This is a genomic window from Flaviramulus multivorans (assembly GCF_021728415.1).
GTDB lineage: Bacteria > Bacteroidota > Bacteroidia > Flavobacteriales > Flavobacteriaceae > Sabulilitoribacter > Sabulilitoribacter multivorans.
In genome coordinates this window covers 90,152-111,406 of the sequence record NZ_JAKKDV010000001.1, presented here as the reverse complement: position 1 = coordinate 111,406, position 21,255 = coordinate 90,152, and the positions used below count along the sequence as shown (strand labels likewise).

Here is a 21,255-nt window from a genome sequence, read left to right as displayed (position 1 = left end):
TGAAGTTAGAGAAATGAAAGTAAAACAAACGAAATACATGAAATTATCTGGCTTAGAGCCTTTGGTTTTAAACGAGAATAGCAATTTCATAAATGTGGGTGAACGAACTAACGTTGCGGGTTCTAGAAAATTTTTACGACTAATTAAAGAAGAGAAATTTGATGAAGCTTTAGATATTGCACGTCATCAAGTTGATGGGGGAGCACAAATAATTGATATCAATTTTGACGACGGACTTATTGATGGTAAAGAAGCTATGGTAAGGTTTTTAAACCTTATTGCTGCAGAACCAGATATTTGTCGGGTTCCTATTATGATTGACAGCTCGAAATGGGAAATTATAGAGGCAGGCCTACAAGTGGTGCAAGGAAAATGTGTGGTTAATTCCATTTCGTTAAAAGAAGGTGAAGAGAAATTTATCTGGGAAGCTAAACAAATTAAGCGCTATGGAGCTGCTGTTATTGTGATGGCTTTTGATGAAGTAGGACAAGCCGATAATTACGAGCGAAGAATAGAAATAGCGAAACGATCGTATGATATTTTAGTGAACAAAGTCGGTTTTCCATCTGAAGATATTATTTTCGATTTAAATATATTTCCTGTAGCAACAGGCATGGAAGAACACCGGAAAAATGCCATAGATTTTATTGAAGCTACACGTTGGGTTCGCGAAAATTTACCAAATGTAAGTGTGAGTGGTGGCGTAAGTAACGTGTCGTTTTCATTTAGAGGGAATGATGGGGTTCGTGAAGCGATGCACTCGGTATTTTTATACCACGCCATTCAAGCAGGTATGAATATGGGTATTGTAAACCCTGCGTTGCTGGAGGTTTATGATGATATTCCAAAAGATTTATTGGAGCATGTTGAAGATGTTATTTTAGATAGACGTGATGATGCTACCGAACGTTTATTAGATTTCGCCGAAACCGTAAAAGGCTCTAAAAAGGAGGCTGGAGCAGACTTGTCTTGGCGAGAAAATCCGCTACAAGACAGGATTACCCATGCTTTAGTAAAAGGGATTGATGCTTTTATTATTGAAGATATTGAACAGGCAAGACAAGAAGCTGAAAAACCTATTGATGTTATTGAAGGGCACTTAATGATTGGGATGAATGTAGTAGGTGATTTGTTTGGAGCAGGAAAAATGTTCTTGCCACAAGTTGTAAAATCGGCTAGAGTCATGAAAAAAGCTGTGGCTTACTTAAACCCATTCATTGAAGCCGAAAAAACCGATAAGCAAGAACCTGTTGGTAAAATTTTAATGGCAACGGTAAAAGGAGATGTCCATGATATTGGTAAAAATATTGTAAGTGTGGTTTTAGCTTGTAATAATTATGAAATTGTAGATTTAGGGGTGATGGTACCTCCTGAAAAAATTATTGAAACAGCAATAAAAGAGCGTGTTGATGCCATAGGACTTTCAGGTTTAATTACACCATCGCTTGATGAAATGGTGTATTTAGCAAAAGAAATGCAACGCCAGAATTTTGAAATTCCATTATTAATAGGTGGGGCAACGACATCTAAAGCACATACTGCCGTTAAGATAGATACACAATATAAAAATGCGGTGGTTCATGTAAATGATGCTTCTCGTGCTGTAACGGTTGTTGGCGATTTATTAAATAAGAAAGGCAAACACGAGTATACAGCTAAATTAAAGCAGGATTATGATGAATTTAGAACCAAGTTTTTAAAGCGTGGTAAAGAGAAATCATATATTTCGATTGAAGAAGCTAGAAATAGAAAATATAAAATTGATTGGGATACTTCTGAAATTGTAAAACCAAACGAATTAGGCGTTCAAGTTTTAAAACAATTAAGTTTAAAAGAGTTAGAACCATTTATCGATTGGAGTCCTTTTTTTAGAAGTTGGGATTTACATGGTAAATATCCAGATATTTTAAAAGATGAGGTAGTAGGAGAACAGGCCATCCAGTTGTTTGATGATGCTAAAGACATGGTACAGAAAATCATTTCGAAACAATTGTTAAAGCCAAAGGCTGTTTTTGGATTATTTGAAGCAAATAGTGTAAATGATGACGATATTTTGGTTCAGAAAAAAGGGAATGAAGTTGCCGTTTTTAGAACGCTTCGTCAGCAATTAAAAAAACGTGAAGGCATTCCTAATCATGCTTTAGCAGATTTTATTGTACCTAAAGAAACAGGTAAAACCGATTATATAGGCACGTTCTGTGTGTCCATTTTTGGAGCACAAGAATTAGCCGATAGTTATCGTAAAAAAGGTGATGATTATAATGCTATTATGGTGCAAGCCATAGCAGATAGATTTGCAGAAGCATTTGCAGAATATTTGCATAAGCAAGTGCGAACTAAACATTGGGGTTATGCTGCTAATGAAGATTTAACCAACGAGGATTTAATAAAAGAAAGTTACAAGGGCATTCGTCCTGCACCTGGATATCCTGCATGTCCCGATCATTTAGAGAAGGAAACTATTTGGGAATTGTTAGAGGTTGAAAAACTAATTGGTGTAAAATTAACCGAAAGTTTAGCCATGTGGCCTGCAGCTTCAGTTTCTGGGTATTATTTTGCCAATCCAGAGGCTAAATATTTTGGATTGGGTAAAATTACTGACGATCAAGTAACGGATTATGCCAAAAGAAAAGGCATTGAGAAAGAGAAAGCTAGAAAGTGGTTGCACCCAAATATTGCAGAACAATAGATATGGAGTTTATAGAATTAACTTTAGGGAGTTATGTAATATCGCACGGATATGATGACAAGAATAAAGAAGTTTTAGAGCATGTACACTCGGATACATTTTCAAAAAAGGTTATAGCGGTTTCTAGAATTAAATCAATAAGTGACAAATACATTTTAACGGACTATGTGGATGGAAGATGGATTTATTGGGAATATAAAGAGGCTTTTGCTGAGGTTAAAAAAGCATTTGTTTAGTCCGCGTTAGTGATTGGAGTGGCATCCTTTTTTGATGTCAGTTCGAGTGAATTTGTGAAAAATGAACAAATTTGTATCGAGAACAAAAAAAAGATATAACGAAAAGCGCGACCCAAAGGGTAACGCCATATAAAAAAAATAAATACTGAATAAAATCAGGATAAATGAAAGTAACGGAACACATTAAGAAAGCTAACGGGAAAACATTGTTTTCGTTTGAAATTATACCACCACAAAAAGGAAGGAACATACAAGAATTATATGATAACATTGATCCTTTAATGGAGTTTAATCCTCCTTTTATTGATGTTACAACTTCACGAGAGGAGTATGTATATATTGATAAAGGTGATGGACTTTTAGACAGAAAAATTACAAGAATGCGCCCAGGGACGGTTGGTATTTGTGCATCTATTCAACATAAATACAATGTAGATGCCATCCCTCATGTTTTATGTGGTGGGTTTACCAAAGAGGAAACCGAGTATGTATTAGTTGATTGTCATTATCTAGGTATTAATAATGTAATGGCGTTACGTGGTGATGCTATGAGCCATGAAAAATATTTTGAACCATCAAAAGGTGGTAATAAGTTTGCTTTGGATTTAGTTGAACAAATACAAAATTTAAACTGTGGTAAGTATTTGCATGATGTTATTGAAGCTGACCATAAATCGAATTTCTGTATAGGTGTAGCAGGTTATCCGGAAAAGCATATGGAGGCACCTTCATTAAATTCAGATTTAAAACGCCTTAAAGAAAAAGTAGATGCAGGTGCAGACTATGTAGTTACACAAATGTTTTTCGACAATCAAAAATTCTTTGATTTTGTAAAAAAAGCGAGAGAAGTAGGCATTAATGTGCCTATCATTCCAGGGATTAAGCCTATTGCCGTAAAACGTCATTTACAGCTATTGCCACAAGTTTTTAAAATTGATATCCCCGAAGAACTGATAAATGAAGTTGAGAAATGCAAGGACAATAAAGCTGTTAGACAAGTGGGTGTTGAATGGGCGATAAAACAATCGAAAGAATTGAAAGATTTTGGTGTTCCAGTTCTTCATTACTACTCTATGGGTAAAAGCGATAACATAAAAGCCATAGCTTCAAAATTGTTTTAATAATTCCATTACATTTGTTGAATAAGCAAATCTGTTAATGAGGTTATTAATTTTAGGTGCTTTTTTAGTTGGTTATTGTGTTTCTTTTGCACAAGAAAAGCAGCATACCTCTTATTTTGATCTCAGTTATTTTAAAGGAAATATAGCTTTACATAATAATGATATTCTACACTTAATTAAAGGACATCCTGAAGGTTTTATTTTAGGATGGAATAAGAAAACATATGGGTTTAACGATTGGGAACAACGTTACAACTACCCTGATTATGGCTTGTCGTTTGCTTATCAGGATTTAAAAAATGATGTTTTAGGTAATAACTTTTCCCTGTATGCGCACTACAATTTTTATTTTTTGAAACGACATTTAATGTTTAGAATTGGCCAAGGGTTGGCTTATACAACAAACCCGTACCATAAAGAAAAGAATTTTAAAAATGTTGCTTTTGGGTCTAATATAATGAGTAGCACATTGGTGATGCTTAATTATAAAAAGGAACACATTTTTAATAATTTTGGATTGCAAGCAGGATTCTCACTACTGCATTATTCAAATGCCAATGTAAAAGCACCTAATGCAAGTGTGAACTCAATAACCTTTAATTTAGGAGTGAATTATAATTTGGATGAAGAAGAACCTAATTTTCAATATACTTTGGGTGAAAATGATAAAAAATTCACCCAGCCTTTTAAGTATAATTTGGCTTTTAGAACGGGTGTAAATGAAAGCGATGTTGTTGGTAGTGGGCAATTTCCATTTTATATCTTTTCTGGTTATGTTGATAAGCGCATTAATAGGAAAGGCGCTTTTCAGGTAGGAACCGATGTGTTTTTTTCAAACTTTTTAAAAGAACTTATTTATCATAAAAGTGTTTCGTTTCCTGAAGAAAATGTTTCGGGAAACGAAGACTATAAGCGAGTTGGAGTGTTTGCAGGACATGAGTTGTTCTTCAATAAAACATCTTTTGAAACACAATTAGGGTATTACGTCTATTATCCTTTTGATTTTGAAGGACGAACCTATTTTAGAATTGGCTTAAAGCGTTATTTTTATGATAAATGGTTTGGAGCAATAACATTAAAATCGCATGGTGCAAAGGCTGAAGCCGTAGAGTTTGGAATAGGTTTAAGATTATGAAAAAGGTAATTTACATATTTGGTTTACTTTTCATTTTTGCGTGTGATAGCGAAAAAGCTGGAGATTGTTTTCAAAAGTCAGGTTCCATTATACAGAAGGAAGTTGTAGTTTCCAGTTTTGATAAAATATTGGTAAATCGAGATATTGAATTGATAATTGAAGAAGGCTCCAATCAAAAAGTACTGATTGAAACAGGTAATAATTTAATGAATGATGTAAGTGCCATAGTTTCAAATAATCAACTAATATTAACCGATAATAACACCTGCAATTATGTACGTAAATATGGTATTACTAAAGTATATATTACATCGCCAAATATTACTGAAATTAGAAGTTCTTCGCAATATACCGTAAGTTCTAAAGGCGTTTTAACCTATCCCAGTTTAACCGTGTTGTCGGAAGATTTTAATGCTCCTGACACCTTTACAAATGGAGATTTTAATTTACAGATAAACAATAATTCATTTCTTTTGGTTTTTAATAATATATCTAGTGCTGCGATATTTGGAGAAACGAATAATTTAAACATCACATTTGCTGCTGGAACAAGTCGTTTTGAAGGGAGAAATTTAATTGCTCAAAATGTTGTTATTTGGAACAGAAGCTCTAATGATATGATTGTAAATCCGCAACAATCAATTACCGGAAAAATTTCAGGAACAGGAAACGTTATAGCTGTAAGGCAACCGTCTATTGTTGATGTTGAAGAGCAATATAAAGGGCGACTAATTTTTGAATAAATTTACCGACTGCTTTGCTATTTCCAACTCTTCATTAGTAGGAATGACCAATACTTTTACTTTTGATGTATCGGTACTTACAATAGTTAATTTATCTGGTCTTACTTGGTTTTTTTCTAAATCTAAGGTAATACCTAAGTAGTCCATGTCTTCGCAAATGAGTCGTCTCATTTCTATAGAATTCTCACCTATTCCAGCGGTAAAAATAATAGCTTCCAAACCGTTTAAAACAGCTGTATAACTACCAATGTATTTTTTAATACGATAAGCATTCATTTGTAAAGCTAATTGGCATGCTTTATTACCTTTTTCAGCTTCAGATTGAATATCTCTTAAATCACTATATCCTGTTAAGCCTAACATACCACTTTTCTTTTGTAAAAGGGTATTTATATCTTTTATTGAATAATTAAATCTTTCTGCTAAATGAAATATTATTGACTGATCGATATCTCCAGAACGTGTGCCCATAATGAGTCCGTTATTAGGAGAAAAACCAAGTGTGTGGTCAATACTCTTTCCATCTTTAATAGCAGTCATGCTACAACCATTTCCTAAGTGAATAGTAATAATTTTTGAATGTTTTTTTTCTAAAAACTCTATAGCTTTTTCTGAAACGAACTTATGGCTTGTGCCATGAAATCCATACAAACGGATATTGTGTTTGTCCAGATATTCATTTGGAATAGCATATTTGTACGCGTGCTCTGGAATGGACTGGTGAAACGCCGTATCAAAAACAGCTACTTGTTTTGCATTTACAAATATGGCTTCCGCTACTTCAATACCTTCTAAATTAGCAGGATTATGTAATGGGGCTAAACTTGAAAGTGCCTTAATTTTACTTTTAACTTCGGGAGTAATTTCGGTAGTAGCGGTAAAATGTTTCCCGCCATGAACCACACGATGTCCTACAATATTTATGGCATCGGCAGATTTGATAATGCCTGTGTTTGAATCTAATAATTGCTTTGATAGTAATTCCAGCCCAACTCTATGATTTGGGATAGCTTTAACTATTTCAATGGTGTCTTTATCAGTTTTGAATTTGAATATAGCATCATCAAACCCAATACGCTCAATTAAACCAGAACAAAGAATAGTTTCTTCTGGCATCTGAAATAATTGAAATTTTAAAGAAGAACTTCCAGAGTTTAAAACTAATACTTGCATAAATTATAGGTCTTGCGCTTGAATAGCGGTTATTATTACGGTGCTATAAATATCATCTGCTGTACATCCACGACTTAAATCGTTTACAGGTTTATTAAGCCCTTGTAGCATTGGGCCAATGGCCAACGCACCAGTTTCTCGTTGAACAGCTTTATAAGTATTATTTCCTGTGTTTAAATCTGGAAAAATAAGCACACTTGCTTGTCCTGCAACATCAGAATCCGGCAATTTACTTTTTCCTATCCGCATATCTACCGCTGCATCGTATTGAATGGGGCCTTCAATTTTTAAATCAGGAGCAAGTTTTTTAGCAAGTTCTGTAGCTTTCCTGACTTTATCAACTTCTTCACCTTTCCCAGATGCACCCGATGAATAGGATAGCATAGCTACTTTAGGTTCTACACCAAAGTTTTGTGCCGTTTTTGCCGATGAAATTGCAATTTCTGCTAACTGTTCCGCATTAGGGTTTGGGTTGATGGCACAGTCACCGAAAATAGATACGCGATCTTCTAAACACATGAAAAATACAGACGACACAATATTTACACCTGGCTTTGTTTTTATAAATTGTAGTGCTGGACGTAAAGTGTGTGCAGTGGTATGTACTGCACCAGAAACCATTCCATCCGCATGTCCTTTGTAAATCATCATTGTCGCAAAATAGGATACATCACTCATGGCATCTTTTGCCATATCTAGGTTCACGTCTTTATGTTTTCTGAGTTCATAAAAGGTGTTTACATAATCATTAAAATGAGGAGATTCAACAGGAAAAACAATATTGACATCATTTAAATTTAAAGGAATATCAAATTTTTCGATTTGTTCTTTTATTTTTTCTTCTTCACCAATTAAAGTAATATCAACCACCTGTGCATTTACCAATCTTGCTGTGGCAAGTAAAATACGTTCATCATATCCTTCAGGAAGTACAATGTGTTTTTTGTCACTTAAAGCACGCTGCAATAAATTATATTGAAACATTCTTGGTGTAAAAATATCTGATTGAAATGTGATTAAATCATTTGATAATTTATCAGTATCTACATGTTTTTCAAACGTTGCAATTGAGGTTGTAATTTTATCAATATTGTCAGCGTATATTTTAGATTTTATTTTACCTATTGTATTTGTTACTTGAAATGTACCTTCTTTTGCACTAATAATAGGTACTACACTTGTAAGACCTTCTATTAATTTTAATATAGGTTCTTCTGGTATTAATCCACCTGTAAGGATTATACCTGATATTTTCGGATAATTTTTAGAGACATTAGCTTGTAAGGCACCTAAAATAATGTCAGCTCTGTCGCCGGGAGTAATTACTAAGGCATTTTCTTTTAAATGTGTCAAGTAGTTACGTAGCTGCATAGCTCCAACGCTAAAACTGTCTATTTGATTGTTAATCATGTCTTTACCAAAAATAACAGTACCAGAAATCATTTTTAATATTTCTTTTAACGTAGGATTCGCTAAACTTTTAATTTTAGGTATAACACTTATATCAGTACCGTTATTAATACGATTTTTTAGTTGAATTTTTAATTCGCTTAAGTGTTCAGGGTTGATTTTATTTGTCATTATAGACAACACATCAACATCTTCTCTAAAAGTATCGTAAGCTAATTGTACGTTATCTACAATTTCTTTTATATCCTTTTCATCGCCTTGCGATACTATTATAACAGGAAGTCCTAAATTTTTTGAAATTAAAATATTTATATCTAATTCTAAACTAGAATTTTCATGAGAGAAATCAGTGCCTTCAACAAGGACAATATCGAAGCGTTCTTCAAGATATTTATATTTTTTAATAATTTCGTCTATAACCTCACCAGATTTTCCTTTGTTGTATAAATCTAATACTTCATTTCTGGTGTATACATATGTTTTCTTGTAATTAATATCTATGTCAAAATAGGAAATCACGGTGTTGATATGATTGTCCATTTCACCATCTTCAGTGTCATCAATAATAGGTCTAAAATACCCTACCTTTGCCGTTTTACCTAAAAGCATGCGCATTAAACCAAGAACAACAACAGATTTACCACTATTAGGTTCTATTGTTGCTACATAAATTCCTTTACTCATTTTAGTTATATTGTAGATTTACAAAGATAGCTATTGCATGTTTTTTAACACAAAGTTACCTAAAGTAAAAAGTGTGATTAATAGCACAAAATTAAGGTGTTAAGAATTTAAGCATCATGATATTTGTCATACTTCAATAAAAAACCAAAATATTCCGAAAAAATGATAATGTTTATTTAGTAGTTAAATCTCGAAATAAGGATTCTAGACTTGCATTTTTTTGGTTGAGTTGAAGGATTTTTAACTTATTATCATGCGCAAAATCAAAGACATAAGAACGCATATCTTCAGAGGTTTTGAAGGCAATTTCGTAAACAAAATCGTGCGTATTAATTACACTTTTTACTTTAGGTAGTTTAAGTAAAAAAGCATCTTCAACGCGATAATCAAACTCAACAATAACAATTTGTTCTTTTTCATCTCTCAAGTCTTTTAATTTTTTATCTGCGACAATTTCACCTTTATTGATAATAATAACGCGCTCACAAATAGCTTCAACTTCCTGCATAATATGTGTGGAAAGAAACACGGTTTTTGTTTTACCAATAGCTTTAATAAGATTTCTAATATCTATTAATTGGTTGGGGTCTAAACCTGTAGTAGGTTCGTCTAAAATTAAAACATCAGGGTCATGTAATAGGGCATTGGCTAACCCAACACGCTGACGATATCCTTTAGAGAGCTGTCCAATTTTTTTATGAGATTCTGGTGTTAAACCAGTAATTTCGATGACTTCTTCAATACGTTGTTTACTCACGTTATAAATGTTTGCATTAAACGCTAAGTATTCTTTAATATACATGTCTAAATACAATGGGTTGTGCTCTGGTAAGTATCCAACACTTTGCTGCACTTGCTGTTTATTCAAACTTACATCAAAACCATTTACTTTAGCATTGCCTTCGTTGGCTTGTAAATAGGTAGTCAATATTTTCATCATTGTAGATTTTCCGGCTCCATTAGGTCCTAAAAAACCAACTATTTCAGGTTTATTAACTTTAAAAGATATATGGTTTAAAGCTTTTTGACTTCCGTATAGTTTTGAAATCCCTTCTACTTCAATAGACATAATAAAATTATTTATTCAAAAGTACATGAATTTTTTCATTTGAAAACCTACTAAAAGTAAATGAAAAAATCATTTTGACCAACTAAACGGGTCGAGCGAAAAAACGATTTTCTGTAATTCTAGGATGCAAAATTTAGTTTTTTAAAGAAGAAAAATAATGATTATCTAATGTAACATGTGTTTTACTATAAAATCTTTAAAACTTTTAATAAAAAGGTAAAAAAGATTTTAGACTGTTTTGTTTTGTTAAATAAATAATTACTTTAGCGACATAATTACGACGATGACAGTACATTATACATATTTTAACAACTGGTTTTATTTCTTTTTTAGCAAAAGAAACGAGGCGTTGTATGTATAATTTATAACAATAAATTTAATATGAGTCTCGATGAAAATCGAGACTTTTTTTTGTTAAACAGTGAATTGAATTCATAAAAAATGATAATGAATTTTGATAAATAATGTAGCCATACAAGGAGTTAAAGGGTCCTTTCATCATATTGTATCGCAGCAATTTTTTGATAAGCCAGTTGATGTTATAGAATGCTTAACATTCGATATTGTCGTAGATTCTTTAATATCAGAATCTTGTGACGCCGCTATAATGGCTTTGGAAAATTCTATTGCAGGTTCTATAATACCTAATTATGCGTTAATTGATAAGTATGGTTTACACATTGTTGGCGAACATTATTTGGATATTCAGCATAATTTAATGGCATTGCCAAATCAAGATATTTCAAATATTAGTGAAGTGTATTCACATCCAATGGCATTGTTGCAGTGCAAGGAGTTTTTTAAACTGTATCCCCATATAAAATTGGTGGAGGATAAAGACACCGCTGAGGTTGCTCAACGTATTCAAGAAAAACAATTACAAGGTGTTGGTGCTATTGCTAGCGTAATGGCTGCTGAGATTTTCGAATTGGATATTTTGGCACGAAGTATACAAACTATAAAACATAACGAAACGCGTTTTGCTATAGTAAAACGTACCAATTCTGAAGTGCCAGAAAATGAAATTAATAAGGCATCGGTTAAGTTTGAAACCGACCATAAACGAGGGAGTTTAGCGGCTATTTTAAATGTGATGAGTGATTGTAAACTTAACTTAACAAAAATTCAATCACTACCAATTGTTGAAACTCCTTGGAAATACGCCTTTTTTGTTGATGTTACTTTTGAAAAATATAATGATTTTAAGAAGGCCAAATCTATTATAGATATAATGGGTGAAGGATTTAAAGTGTTAGGCGAATATAAAAATGCTAAGCTATGATTGAAGCAGCTAACAGATTGCAAACCGTTGAAGAATACTACTTCTCTAAAAAATTAAGAGAGGTTGGGTTGCTTATTGCTAGTGGAAAACCGGTAATTAATTTAGGTATTGGTAGTCCCGATTTGCAACCACCGCAAAAGGTTGTTGATGCCATTACAGCTAGTTTTCAGAATCCTAGCGCTCATAAATATCAGAGTTATCAAGGTTTACCTGAATTGAGAGAGGCGATAGCAAAATTTTATAAAGAACATTTTTCTGTAAGCTTAAATCCTTCCAATGAAATATTACCATTAATGGGTAGTAAGGAAGGGATTATGCATATCTCAATGGCTTATTTAAATGAAGGCGATGAGGTTTTAATACCAAATCCTGGGTATCCAACCTATCAATCGGTTACAAAATTGGTGGGTGCAAAAGGTGTTTTGTACGAGTTGGATGAAGCAAATAATTGGATGCCAGACTTTAAGGCTTTAGAAAAGTTGGACCTTAGTAAAGTAAAACTTATGTGGGTAAATTATCCTCATATGCCGACAGGAGCGAAACCATCAAAATACGTTTTTGAAGAGTTGGTGGCATTTGGTAAAAAGCATAATATTTTAATTGTAAATGATAATCCGTACAGTTTTATATTAAATGAGTCTCCAAAAAGTATTTTAAATGTTGAAGGCGCAAAAGATGTGTGTTTAGAACTTAATTCGTTAAGTAAAACCTTTAACATGGCAGGATGGCGAGTAGGTATGGTTGTGGGTAATAGTGAGCACATAAACAATATTTTAAAGGTAAAAAGTAATATGGATTCTGGAATGTTTTATGGCATTCAAAAAGGGGCAATAGAAGCTTTAAATTGTTCAAAAATGTGGTTTGCAACGTTAAATAATGTTTACCTACAACGAAGAAATTTAGTTTGGCAGTTAGCCGATGCCTTAAATTGTACGTATGATAAAGAAGCTACCGGACTTTTTGTGTGGGCAAAATTGCCAGCATCAATAAAATCGGAAGTCTTTATAGATAAAATATTAAATGAAAATCATGTTTTTATAACTCCAGGAACCATTTTCGGTAGCAAGGGTGAAGGTTATATACGATTTTCTTTATGCGCGTCCACTGAAGTTTTAGAAGAAGCCATTGAAAGAATTAAATAAAATGAAGAATATATACATTATAGGAGTTGGTTTAATTGGTGGTAGTTTAGCTATTGATATCAAAAAGAATAATCCAGAAACGGTTATTTATGGTATTAGCAGAAAAGAAGCAACGTTAAACGAAGCATTATCACTTAAGTTAATTGATAAAAAAGCAACTCTTGATGATGTTGAAAATGCCGATTTAGTTATAATCGCTATTCCTGTTGATGCTACCGTAAAATTATTACCAACTATTTTAGATAAGATACCAGATTCAGGTTTAGTTGTGGATGCAGGATCAACCAAAGTTGATATTTGTAAAGTGGTAGAAAATCACCCTAAACGTCGTAATTTTTTAGCAATGCATCCTATTGCTGGAACAGAATATTCAGGTCCTAGTGCTGCGTTTAGCGGATTGTTTATAGGTAAAACGAATATAGTTTGTGAAGTTGAAAAAACAACATTCAAACTTCAAGAGAAAGCTTTAAAGCTGTTTACAGATATAGGCATGCGCATTCGATATATGAATCCTGAAGCGCATGATAAGCACATTGCTTATATGTCGCATTTATCGCATATTAGTTCATTTATGTTAGGAAAAACAGTGATAGAAAAAGAAAAAAACGAACGTGATATTTTTGATATGGCAGGTAGTGGATTCGAATCTACAGTTCGTTTGGCTAAAAGTTCACCAGCCATGTGGACGCCTATTTTTAAGCAAAATAAAGACAACGTAATTGAAACATTAGATGAATATATTACAAACCTTACCCATTTTAAAGAGTTGATGAAACAAAATGATTTTGATGCGATTTATAATGAAATGGAAAACACCAATCATATAAAAGATATTTTAAAAGGAATTAGTTAAGAGTAAGATTATGGAAAACAAAAAAGAAATGAGAACGTGGTTAGATGATTTAAAGCTAAATCATCCCTTAGTAATTGCAGGACCATGTAGTGCAGAAACCGAGGAGCAAGTTTTAAAAATAGCGCACCAGCTAAAAGATACCGATGTTAGTTATTTTAGAGCGGGAATATGGAAACCAAGAACACGTCCAGGAATGTTTGAAGGTGTAGGGGCTTTAGGTTTAAAGTGGTTGCAAAAAGTAAAGGCAGAAACGGGTATGAAAATTACCACTGAAGTAGCCAATGCAACACATGTAAAATTAGCTTTGGAACATGATGTAGATATGTTGTGGATTGGTGCTCGTTCAACAGTGAGCCCTTTTATCATGCAAGAAATTGCAGATGCCCTTGAAGGTACAGATAAACCAGTTTTAGTAAAAAACCCAGTTAATCCAGATTTGGCATTATGGTTAGGTGGTATTGAAAGAATTTATTCATCAGGCGTTAAAAATATTGGTGCTATACACCGAGGGTTTTCCACTTATGAAAAAACGAAATACAGAAATAATCCAGAGTGGCAATTAGCTATCGAATTTCAAAATAAATTTCCAGATATCCCTTTAATAAATGACCCGTCACATATTACAGGAAAACGTGATATGATTTTTGATGTATCACAAACAGCTTTAGATTTAAATTTTGATGGATTAATGATTGAAACACATTTCGACCCTGAAAATGCATGGAGCGATGCGGCTCAACAAGTAACTCCAAAAACTTTGGTGCAAATCATGAAAGATTTGAAAATAAGAAAAGAAACAGATGCTGAAGCCGATTATATAAAATCACTGGATAATTTAAGAGCCCAAATTGATGTTATCGATAATCAGGTTATAGAATTATTAGGTAAAAGAATGAAAGCTGCAGATTCTATTGGAGCTCTTAAAAAGCAAAAAAACGTGGCTGTACTTCAGTCTAAACGTTGGAATGAAATTTTAGGAAAAATGGTACTTGAAGGTGAGCAAAAAGGATTGAGTGAGGAATTTGTTTTAAAAATGTTTAAAGCCATTCACCAAGAATCTATCAATCATCAAGAGAAGATAATTAATGGTTAATATTTTAAAAAGCCTCGCATATGCGAGGCTTTTTCATTTTATTGATGTTTGTTTCTCTTAAAAATATATCTGGTTATAAAAATACCTTGATTATCTCCTTTTCCAGCACTTTCAACAGCGCTTGTTACAAAGGCTAATTCCCAACCTTCTTCAATCATAGTGTTAATTTTTGATGTAATTAAAGCATCATTAGCTGCTATGTTTTGAAAACGAATACCTCCTAAATTAAAAAAGTTAAGCAACTTAGTTTCATCAAACTCTTTAACCCGTATTTCACTTCTATCAGATTTATTTCTTGAATTATCATCTTCGGTCTGGGTGGTTGTAAACTCTTTATAATCCTTGTCTTCATTTGCACTGATGATTCTAGAACGTCCTAAACCATTTGGCACAATAGATTCTACACTGGTTACAAGTTTATACTCTACTTGGGCTTGACTTTCAAAAAAAGCGAATAATGAAATGCTTAAAACAATTAGTAATTTTTTCATGTTATTGACTGGTTTTTTATGATTAAGCTTACAATATAGTCTTTTTCTTAAAATGAAAAGTTGTTAATTTGCATAGCTTAAAAGTTTTAAATGACAGGACGCGTTTATAAATCTACTGGAAGTTGGTACACGGTAAAAACCGAGTTAGGGCATATTTATGAATGCCGTATAAAGGGGAAATTTCGAATAAAAGGGATAAAAAGTACTAACCCCATAGCAGTTGGTGATATTGTAGATTTTGAATTAGAAACAGATAATAATCAAGATACAGGGGTCATTCATAATATTCATGATAGAAAAAATTACATTGTTAGAAAATCGGTAAATCTATCCAAGCAAACACATATTATAGCGGCCAATATAGATCAGGTTTTTTTAATGGTTACCATTAATAATCCACCTACATTCACCAGTTTTATAGACCGATTTTTAGTGACAGCCGAAGCATATTCTATAAAAACCATTTTATTATTCAATAAAATTGATACATATGATGAAGAAGCGTTAAATGAAGTTAGATATTTAGCACATGTTTATAGGAAAATAGGGTATGAGTGCATTGGCATTTCTGCAACAACAGGTAAAAATGTAGAAAAGGTTAAGGCACTTATGTCGGGTAAAGTAAGTATGTTTTCTGGTCATTCAGGTGTTGGAAAATCAACACTGGTTAATGCTATTGAGCCTTCTCTAAATTTAAAAACCAAAGAAATATCAACCCAACATATGCAAGGGCAACATACTACTACTTTTGCTGAAATGTTCGATTTGAGTTTTGATGCTAAAATTATTGATACCCCAGGAATAAAGGGCTTTGGAGTGGTTGACATGGATAAAGAGGAAGTAGGAGATTATTTTCCAGAGATTTTTGAATTAAAACAAGATTGCAAGTTCAATAATTGTTTACATATACAAGAACCTAATTGTGCTGTAAAAGAGGCGCTAGACAATGATGAAATAGCTTTTTCGAGGTATCGCAGTTATTTGCAAATTGTTGAGGGCGAAGATGAAAACTACAGAACTGATAATTGGGGTAATGAATAAATTGTAATATGAAATTAGCCATATCAAGAAGTTTAAACCTACCGAAATGATTATTGCGAATTACATCTGACCAATAAGCACAACAAAGATTAAACAGATGAAAGTTGTTATACAAAGAGTAACAAAGGCAAGCGTTACTATTGAAAATAATAAAGTAGCTTCTATTTCAAACGGACTTTTAATTCTTTTAGGAATTATTGACGAAGATTCTCAAGAAGATATTACATGGCTTTCTAACAAAATAGCTAATCTTCGCATTTTTAATGATGAAAATGGAGTGATGAATAAGTCCATAATAGATGAAAAAGGTGATGCTATAGTGGTTAGTCAGTTTACTTTGCACGCTTCAACCAAAAAAGGAAATCGCCCAAGTTATATAAATGCGGCAAAACCGGATGCAGCTATTCCATTGTATGAAGCTTTTGTAAAACAAATTGAAAAAGATTTAGGTAAACCTATTCAAACGGGGCAATTTGGAGCAGATATGAAAGTGGAGTTGCTAAACGACGGACCCGTAACCATTATAATTGATTCTAAAAACAGAGTATAATGGCATCTGTATTTGGGCATGGGTTTGTAGGGTTTACATTAGCAAAAGTTATAGATTCCAAAAAAATAAAATGGTTATTGTTTGCTGCTATTTTTTCATCTGTTCTTCCAGATTTTGATGTTATTGGATTTTATTTGGGGATATCTTATTTACACCCATTAGGACATCGCGGATTTACACATTCTATCCTGTTTTCAATAATTTGGGCATTTATTTTAATGGTTACATGGGGCAGAAACAATAAACTTGTATGGTTCTTCACTATTTTTTCATCAACACTTTCTCATGGGCTATTAGATGCGATGACATCTGGTGGTAAAGGTGTTGGTTTTTTTATTCCGTTTGATAATGATCGTTACTTTTTACCATTCAGAGGGATAAAGGTTTCTCCTATTGGGGTAAGCGAATTTTTTTCTGAATGGGGTTTAAAAGTGCTATTAAGTGAGTTTAAATACATAGTGCTTTCATGCCTAGTGCTTTTGATTGTAAGATTTTTAGTCGTTAAACTAAAAGATTGGTATTACAACGAATTTTGATTTTTCGTATTTAATAATAAGATTAAAAAAGAATATATTTATTTTTAAGTATGTACTTTACCTTTTTTATGACTTTAAAAAACATTCTAGCTTTTTTTCTACTATTCACGTCAACCTATATTTTTTCGCAAGAAAACATATACTCAAGTTTAACAATTCCAAATAACCTAAAGCAAGGTGCCAATGCCGTTGTGCGGTTAAATGAAGTTGAAATAACTATAAAGGCTGTTAATGAAATGGTTGTTTCTGAAAAACTTATTATTACGGTTTTAAATAAAGAAGGGAATGATAACGTAAATGCCTATGTCTTTTATGATAATAATGTTAAAATTAAAGATTTACAGGTTTTAGTATTTGATGCTTTTGGCAAAGAAATAAAAAAAATAAAGAAGAATGATTTTAAAGACGCAAGTGCTGTTGATGGAGGAACTTTGTATTCTGACTCTAGAGTAAAATATTTGGAGTATACTCCAATTTCCTACCCATATACCATGGAACTCACAAGTGAAACAGTTACAAATAATACAGCATTTATTCCATCTTTTAGACCTGTTTCAGAGTATTATGTTAGCATAGAAAACGCTAATTATAAAATCAACTACCCAGAAACTTTAAACATTAGAAATAAAGAAAAAAATATAGGTGAAGTAAATATTGAAAAAGATATTTCATTAGGAAAAATGTTTTACAAGATTGTTAATCTAGAATCTTTTAAGCCTGAGGAGTACAGTCCATCTATATTGGATTTAGCGCCTTGTGTTTTATTCGCTTCTAAACAATTTTCTTTAGAAGGCGTATATGCTGAAGTTGAGAATTGGGATGAGTTTGGAAAATGGATGTATAATGATTTAATAAAGGATACTTATGATTTACCTGAAACTACTGTAAGTATGATTAAGGATTTAGTAAAAGATGAAATAAATGATATTGATAAAGCCAGAAAAGTATATAAATACGTTCAAGATAAAGTCAGATATATTAGTGTTCAGGTAGGTATAGGTGGCTGGAAACCTTTTAATGCGTCATATGTTGATGAAGTTAGTTATGGTGATTGCAAAGCGTTAACTAATTATACAATGTCTCTTTTAAAAGCTGTTGATGTTGAGTCTAATTATACGGTAATATTTGCAGGTAATTCTCAGAGAAGTTTAGAAAAAGATTTTACTGCAATGCAAGGGAATCATGTTATTTTATCCATACCTAACGGGGACGATACGCTATGGTTAGAATGTACAAGCCAAAAACTCCCATTCGGGTTTATTGGTGATTTTACCGATGATAGAGATGCTTTGGTAATAACACCCGAAGGCGGTAAAATTCAACGTACAAAAAAATATAAAACAGAAGAGAATAAGCAACAAGTAAAAGGTAATTATACCGTTTCAAATGATGGCTCAATTATGGTTAGAGCAAATATAAAGTCAGAAGGAATTCAATATGACGAAAAATATTGGCTAGAATCGGAAACGTCACGCGATTTAGATTTACATTACAAAAAACGGTGGAAGTATATTAATAACATTGATATTGAAAATATTAATATTGATAATAATAAGTCAAGTATCGAGTTTGTCGAAGATATAAATTTTGAAGCGTCTAATTATGTGAAAAAAGCTGGAGACAGAATGTTGTTAACCGTAAACGCTTTAAATAGAAACACTAATATTCCTGATCGTTATAGAAACAGAAAATATCCATTGAAGATTAAAAGGGGATTTATACACGACGATGAGATAGAAATTATACTGCCAGTAGGCTATGAAATCGAATCGTTACCAAAAGGCGTAGTTATTAAAAATAAATTTGGAAGTTATAAAACTGAGATTATCCCCAAAGAAGAAAATAAATTAATTTATAAGAGAGAGTTTGTTGTAAATGATGGGGAATACCCTAAAGAAGATTATGACAAATTTAGAGACTTTTATAAAGAAGTATTAAAACAAGATAACGCGAAAATAGCACTAATTAAAAACCAATAATTTATGAGAGTTCCATTTTTTTTAATTCTATTTACTTTAACCTTTGCAGTATTTGCTCAAGATTACGATTTTGGAAAAGTTTCAAAAGAAGAACTTCAAGAAAATTACAATCCATTGGATTCAGCAGCTTCTGCTACATATTTATATAAATATCGAAGGACATATTTTAACTATGTAAAAAACCAAGGGTTTCAATTAACAACTGAAGTTCATGATAGAATTAAAATTTATAATAAAGAAGGGTTTGACTATGCCACAAAAGCTATATGGCTCTATAAAAGTAAATCGGGAAGGGAAAAACTAAACAGCTTAAAAGCTTATACATATAACCTAGTAGATGATAAGATTGAGGACGTTAAGCTTAAAAAAGATGGGATTTTCGAAACGGAAAAATCTATTTATTATGATGAAACTAAATTCACGATGCCAGATATAAAAGAAGGCTCAATCGTAGAATATCAGTATGAGATTACTTCTCCATTTTATACAAATATTGATGAATTTGAATTTCAGCACGATATACCGGTAAAAAAAATATATGCAGAATTCGAATCACCAGAATATTTTAATTTTAAGGCAAATACGAAAGGGTTTTTAAACGTGATTCCAAGAATAGAAAACAAACGTGGAAAGATTACATTTACTGAAAAAGTAAGGTCAACAAGTAAAGGCTTTAATGGAATTGGAAATTCAACGAGTACTTCATTTGAAACATCAGAGGTTGAATATACTAAACAAGTTAATACTTATAGCTTGGAAAATGTGCCAGCATTGAAAGAAGAACCTTATGTAAATAATATAGATAACTATAAGTCATCAGTGAATTACGAATTATCATTTGTTCATTTTCCTAATTCTCAAATAGATTATTATTCTACAACGTGGGAATCAGTGGTTAAAGCCATTTATGAAAGCCCTGATTTTGGGTCAGAATTGGATAAAAATGGATATTTTGAAAATGAGATAGATGCTTTAATTGGTAGTATTTCTGATCCATTACAAAGAACATCATTAATATTTGATTTTGTAAAGTCGCGAGTTAAGTGGAATGGTTATTACAGTAAATATACTAATGATGGCGTAAAAAAAGCCTATAAGGATCAAGTTGGGAATGTGGCAGAAATAAACTTGATGCTAACATCTATGTTGCGCTATGCAGGCTTAAGAGCTTATCCGGTATTAGTTAGTACAAGAGCAAATGGAGTCCCGTTATTCCCTACCAGAGAAGGATATAATTATGTAGTTAGTTATGTTAAGATCGATGATACTGAAATTTTATTAGATGCCACAAATAAATATAGTACACCAAATGTTTTACCTTATAGAACATTAAATTGGCAAGGTAGAGTTATTGCTGAACAAGGTGGTTCTCAATTAATTGATTTATACCCAAAAGAGATTTCTAATAATTCTATTTCAATGATGGTTAGTTTAGATGAAAGCGGCACTATTGAAGGTGGATATAGAAGTTTGAAAACTAATCATAATGCTCTTGCCTATAGAGAAAGTTTTAATGAAGCTGATAAAGATGATTTTCTTGAAAAATTAGAGAATAAATATGGAGGTTTGGAAATATCAGATTTTAAAGTTGTGAATGCAATGGATATTTCTAAACCGGTTATGGAAACTTATAAGTTTGTAAAAGAGAGTCAAGCAGATGTTATTGGAGGCAAATTGTACTTTTCTCCTATGTTTTTTTTAAAAAGTAATGAAAATCCATTTAAGCTTGAAACAAGAGAATTTCCTGTAGATTTCGGTTATCCATCAAGTATAAATTATAAAATCATTATAAATTTACCTGACGGTTATAAGGTAGAAAGTTTACCAGCTCCAGGAGGCTTTATGTTACCTGATAATTTAGGTCTTTTTAAATATAATATTTCTGGCAATGATAAGATGATACAGTTGTCGGTTGAATCTGAAATATATCAATCAATAATTGCACCTCAATATTATGATGTTTTAAAGACTTATTTTAAGCAACTTATAGAAAAGCAAAACGAACAAATAGTATTGACTAAAGCCTAA

Annotated in this window: 18 protein-coding genes; 14 read left to right on the top strand and 4 right to left on the bottom strand. The window is 32.3% G+C overall.

The genetic code is table 11. The annotated features are described in order from the left end of the window. Positions 1 to 13 precede the first annotated feature (13 nt). The 5 genes from metH (at position 14) to L3X39_RS00530 (ending at position 5,924) form a co-directional block, all read left to right on the top strand. Positions 14 to 2,689 carry a methionine synthase gene (gene metH, locus L3X39_RS00550; RefSeq protein WP_237229422.1) on the top strand — a complete coding sequence of 892 codons (2,676 nt, stop codon included), beginning with the start codon at positions 14 to 16 and terminating at the stop codon, positions 2,687 to 2,689. Positions 2,690 to 2,691: 2 nt separating this feature from the next. Next, positions 2,692 to 2,925 (top strand): hypothetical protein, encoded by a 234-nt coding sequence (locus tag L3X39_RS00545; RefSeq protein ID WP_237229421.1) that lies wholly within the window; start codon positions 2,692 to 2,694, stop codon positions 2,923 to 2,925. A gap of 164 nt (positions 2,926 to 3,089) precedes the next feature. Continuing rightward, a complete protein-coding gene (gene metF, locus L3X39_RS00540; RefSeq protein WP_237229420.1) occupies positions 3,090 to 4,046 on the top strand; it encodes a methylenetetrahydrofolate reductase [NAD(P)H] in 957 nt (318 codons plus the stop codon). Positions 4,047 to 4,083: 37 nt separating this feature from the next. Further along, positions 4,084 to 5,181 carry an acyloxyacyl hydrolase gene (locus L3X39_RS00535; protein WP_237229419.1) on the top strand — a complete coding sequence of 366 codons (1,098 nt, stop codon included), beginning with the start codon at positions 4,084 to 4,086 and terminating at the stop codon, positions 5,179 to 5,181. Then, positions 5,178 to 5,924: a head GIN domain-containing protein gene (locus tag L3X39_RS00530; protein ID WP_237229418.1), complete on the top strand. Its 747-nt coding sequence runs from the start codon at positions 5,178 to 5,180 to the stop codon at positions 5,922 to 5,924. The genes L3X39_RS00535 and L3X39_RS00530 overlap by 4 nt, the downstream gene beginning before the upstream one ends. Here L3X39_RS00530 and L3X39_RS00525 read toward each other — a convergent pair. The 3 genes from L3X39_RS00525 to gldA form a co-directional block, all read right to left on the bottom strand. Next, positions 5,910 to 7,097, bottom strand: a complete 1,188-nt coding sequence (locus tag L3X39_RS00525; protein WP_237229417.1) for an acetate/propionate family kinase — start codon at positions 7,095 to 7,097, stop codon at positions 5,910 to 5,912. The genes L3X39_RS00530 and L3X39_RS00525 overlap by 15 nt on opposite strands. 3 nt (positions 7,098 to 7,100) lie before the next feature. Further along, positions 7,101 to 9,191 (bottom strand): phosphate acetyltransferase, encoded by a 2,091-nt coding sequence (gene pta, locus L3X39_RS00520; protein WP_237229416.1) that lies wholly within the window; start codon positions 9,189 to 9,191, stop codon positions 7,101 to 7,103. Positions 9,192 to 9,363: 172 nt separating this feature from the next. Next, the gene (gene gldA / locus L3X39_RS00515; protein WP_237229415.1) at positions 9,364 to 10,260 is read right to left on the bottom strand and encodes a gliding motility-associated ABC transporter ATP-binding subunit GldA; all 897 of its coding nucleotides are present in this window, start codon (positions 10,258 to 10,260) and stop codon (positions 9,364 to 9,366) included. A gap of 454 nt (positions 10,261 to 10,714) precedes the next feature. Here gldA and L3X39_RS00510 point away from each other — a divergent pair, with 454 nt between their 5' ends. Genes L3X39_RS00510 through L3X39_RS00495 form a run of 4 tightly spaced genes read left to right on the top strand, consistent with a single transcriptional unit; the run spans position 10,715 to position 14,630 of the window. After that, positions 10,715 to 11,542, top strand: a complete 828-nt coding sequence (locus L3X39_RS00510) for a prephenate dehydratase (RefSeq protein WP_237229414.1) — start codon at positions 10,715 to 10,717, stop codon at positions 11,540 to 11,542. Then, positions 11,539 to 12,684, top strand: a complete 1,146-nt coding sequence (locus tag L3X39_RS00505) for a pyridoxal phosphate-dependent aminotransferase (protein WP_237229413.1) — start codon at positions 11,539 to 11,541, stop codon at positions 12,682 to 12,684. The genes L3X39_RS00510 and L3X39_RS00505 overlap by 4 nt, the downstream gene beginning before the upstream one ends. 1 nt (position 12,685) lies before the next feature. Next, on the top strand, positions 12,686 to 13,537 hold the full coding sequence (locus L3X39_RS00500; protein ID WP_237229412.1) for a prephenate dehydrogenase: 852 nt from the start codon (positions 12,686 to 12,688) through the stop codon (positions 13,535 to 13,537). A 10-nt stretch (positions 13,538 to 13,547) separates the two neighbouring features. Continuing rightward, positions 13,548 to 14,630 carry a bifunctional 3-deoxy-7-phosphoheptulonate synthase/chorismate mutase type II gene (locus L3X39_RS00495; RefSeq protein ID WP_237229411.1) on the top strand — a complete coding sequence of 361 codons (1,083 nt, stop codon included), beginning with the start codon at positions 13,548 to 13,550 and terminating at the stop codon, positions 14,628 to 14,630. Positions 14,631 to 14,668: 38 nt separating this feature from the next. Here the strand turns inward: L3X39_RS00495 and L3X39_RS00490 are convergent, their stop codons facing one another. Beyond that, complete coding sequence (locus L3X39_RS00490; RefSeq protein WP_237229410.1) at positions 14,669 to 15,121, bottom strand: hypothetical protein; 453 nt, start codon at positions 15,119 to 15,121, stop codon at positions 14,669 to 14,671. 90 nt (positions 15,122 to 15,211) lie between these two features. Between L3X39_RS00490 and rsgA the strand changes: the two genes are divergently transcribed. From rsgA to L3X39_RS00465, 5 genes are all read left to right on the top strand, one after another. Further along, a complete protein-coding gene (rsgA, locus tag L3X39_RS00485; RefSeq protein ID WP_237229409.1) occupies positions 15,212 to 16,162 on the top strand; it encodes a ribosome small subunit-dependent GTPase A in 951 nt (316 codons plus the stop codon). A gap of 97 nt (positions 16,163 to 16,259) precedes the next feature. Then, the gene (gene dtd, locus L3X39_RS00480; RefSeq protein WP_237229408.1) at positions 16,260 to 16,712 is read left to right on the top strand and encodes a D-aminoacyl-tRNA deacylase; all 453 of its coding nucleotides are present in this window, start codon (positions 16,260 to 16,262) and stop codon (positions 16,710 to 16,712) included. Continuing rightward, a complete protein-coding gene (locus L3X39_RS00475) occupies positions 16,712 to 17,248 on the top strand; it encodes a metal-dependent hydrolase (RefSeq protein WP_237229407.1) in 537 nt (178 codons plus the stop codon). The genes dtd and L3X39_RS00475 overlap by 1 nt, the downstream gene beginning before the upstream one ends. A 68-nt stretch (positions 17,249 to 17,316) precedes the next feature. After that, entirely contained in the window at positions 17,317 to 19,227 is a 1,911-nt protein-coding gene (locus L3X39_RS00470) for a DUF3858 domain-containing protein (RefSeq protein ID WP_237229406.1), read from the top strand. Between the two features lie 3 nt (positions 19,228 to 19,230). Then, positions 19,231 to 21,255, top strand: coding sequence for a DUF3858 domain-containing protein (locus tag L3X39_RS00465; protein ID WP_237229405.1), 2,025 nt, complete (start codon positions 19,231 to 19,233; stop codon positions 21,253 to 21,255).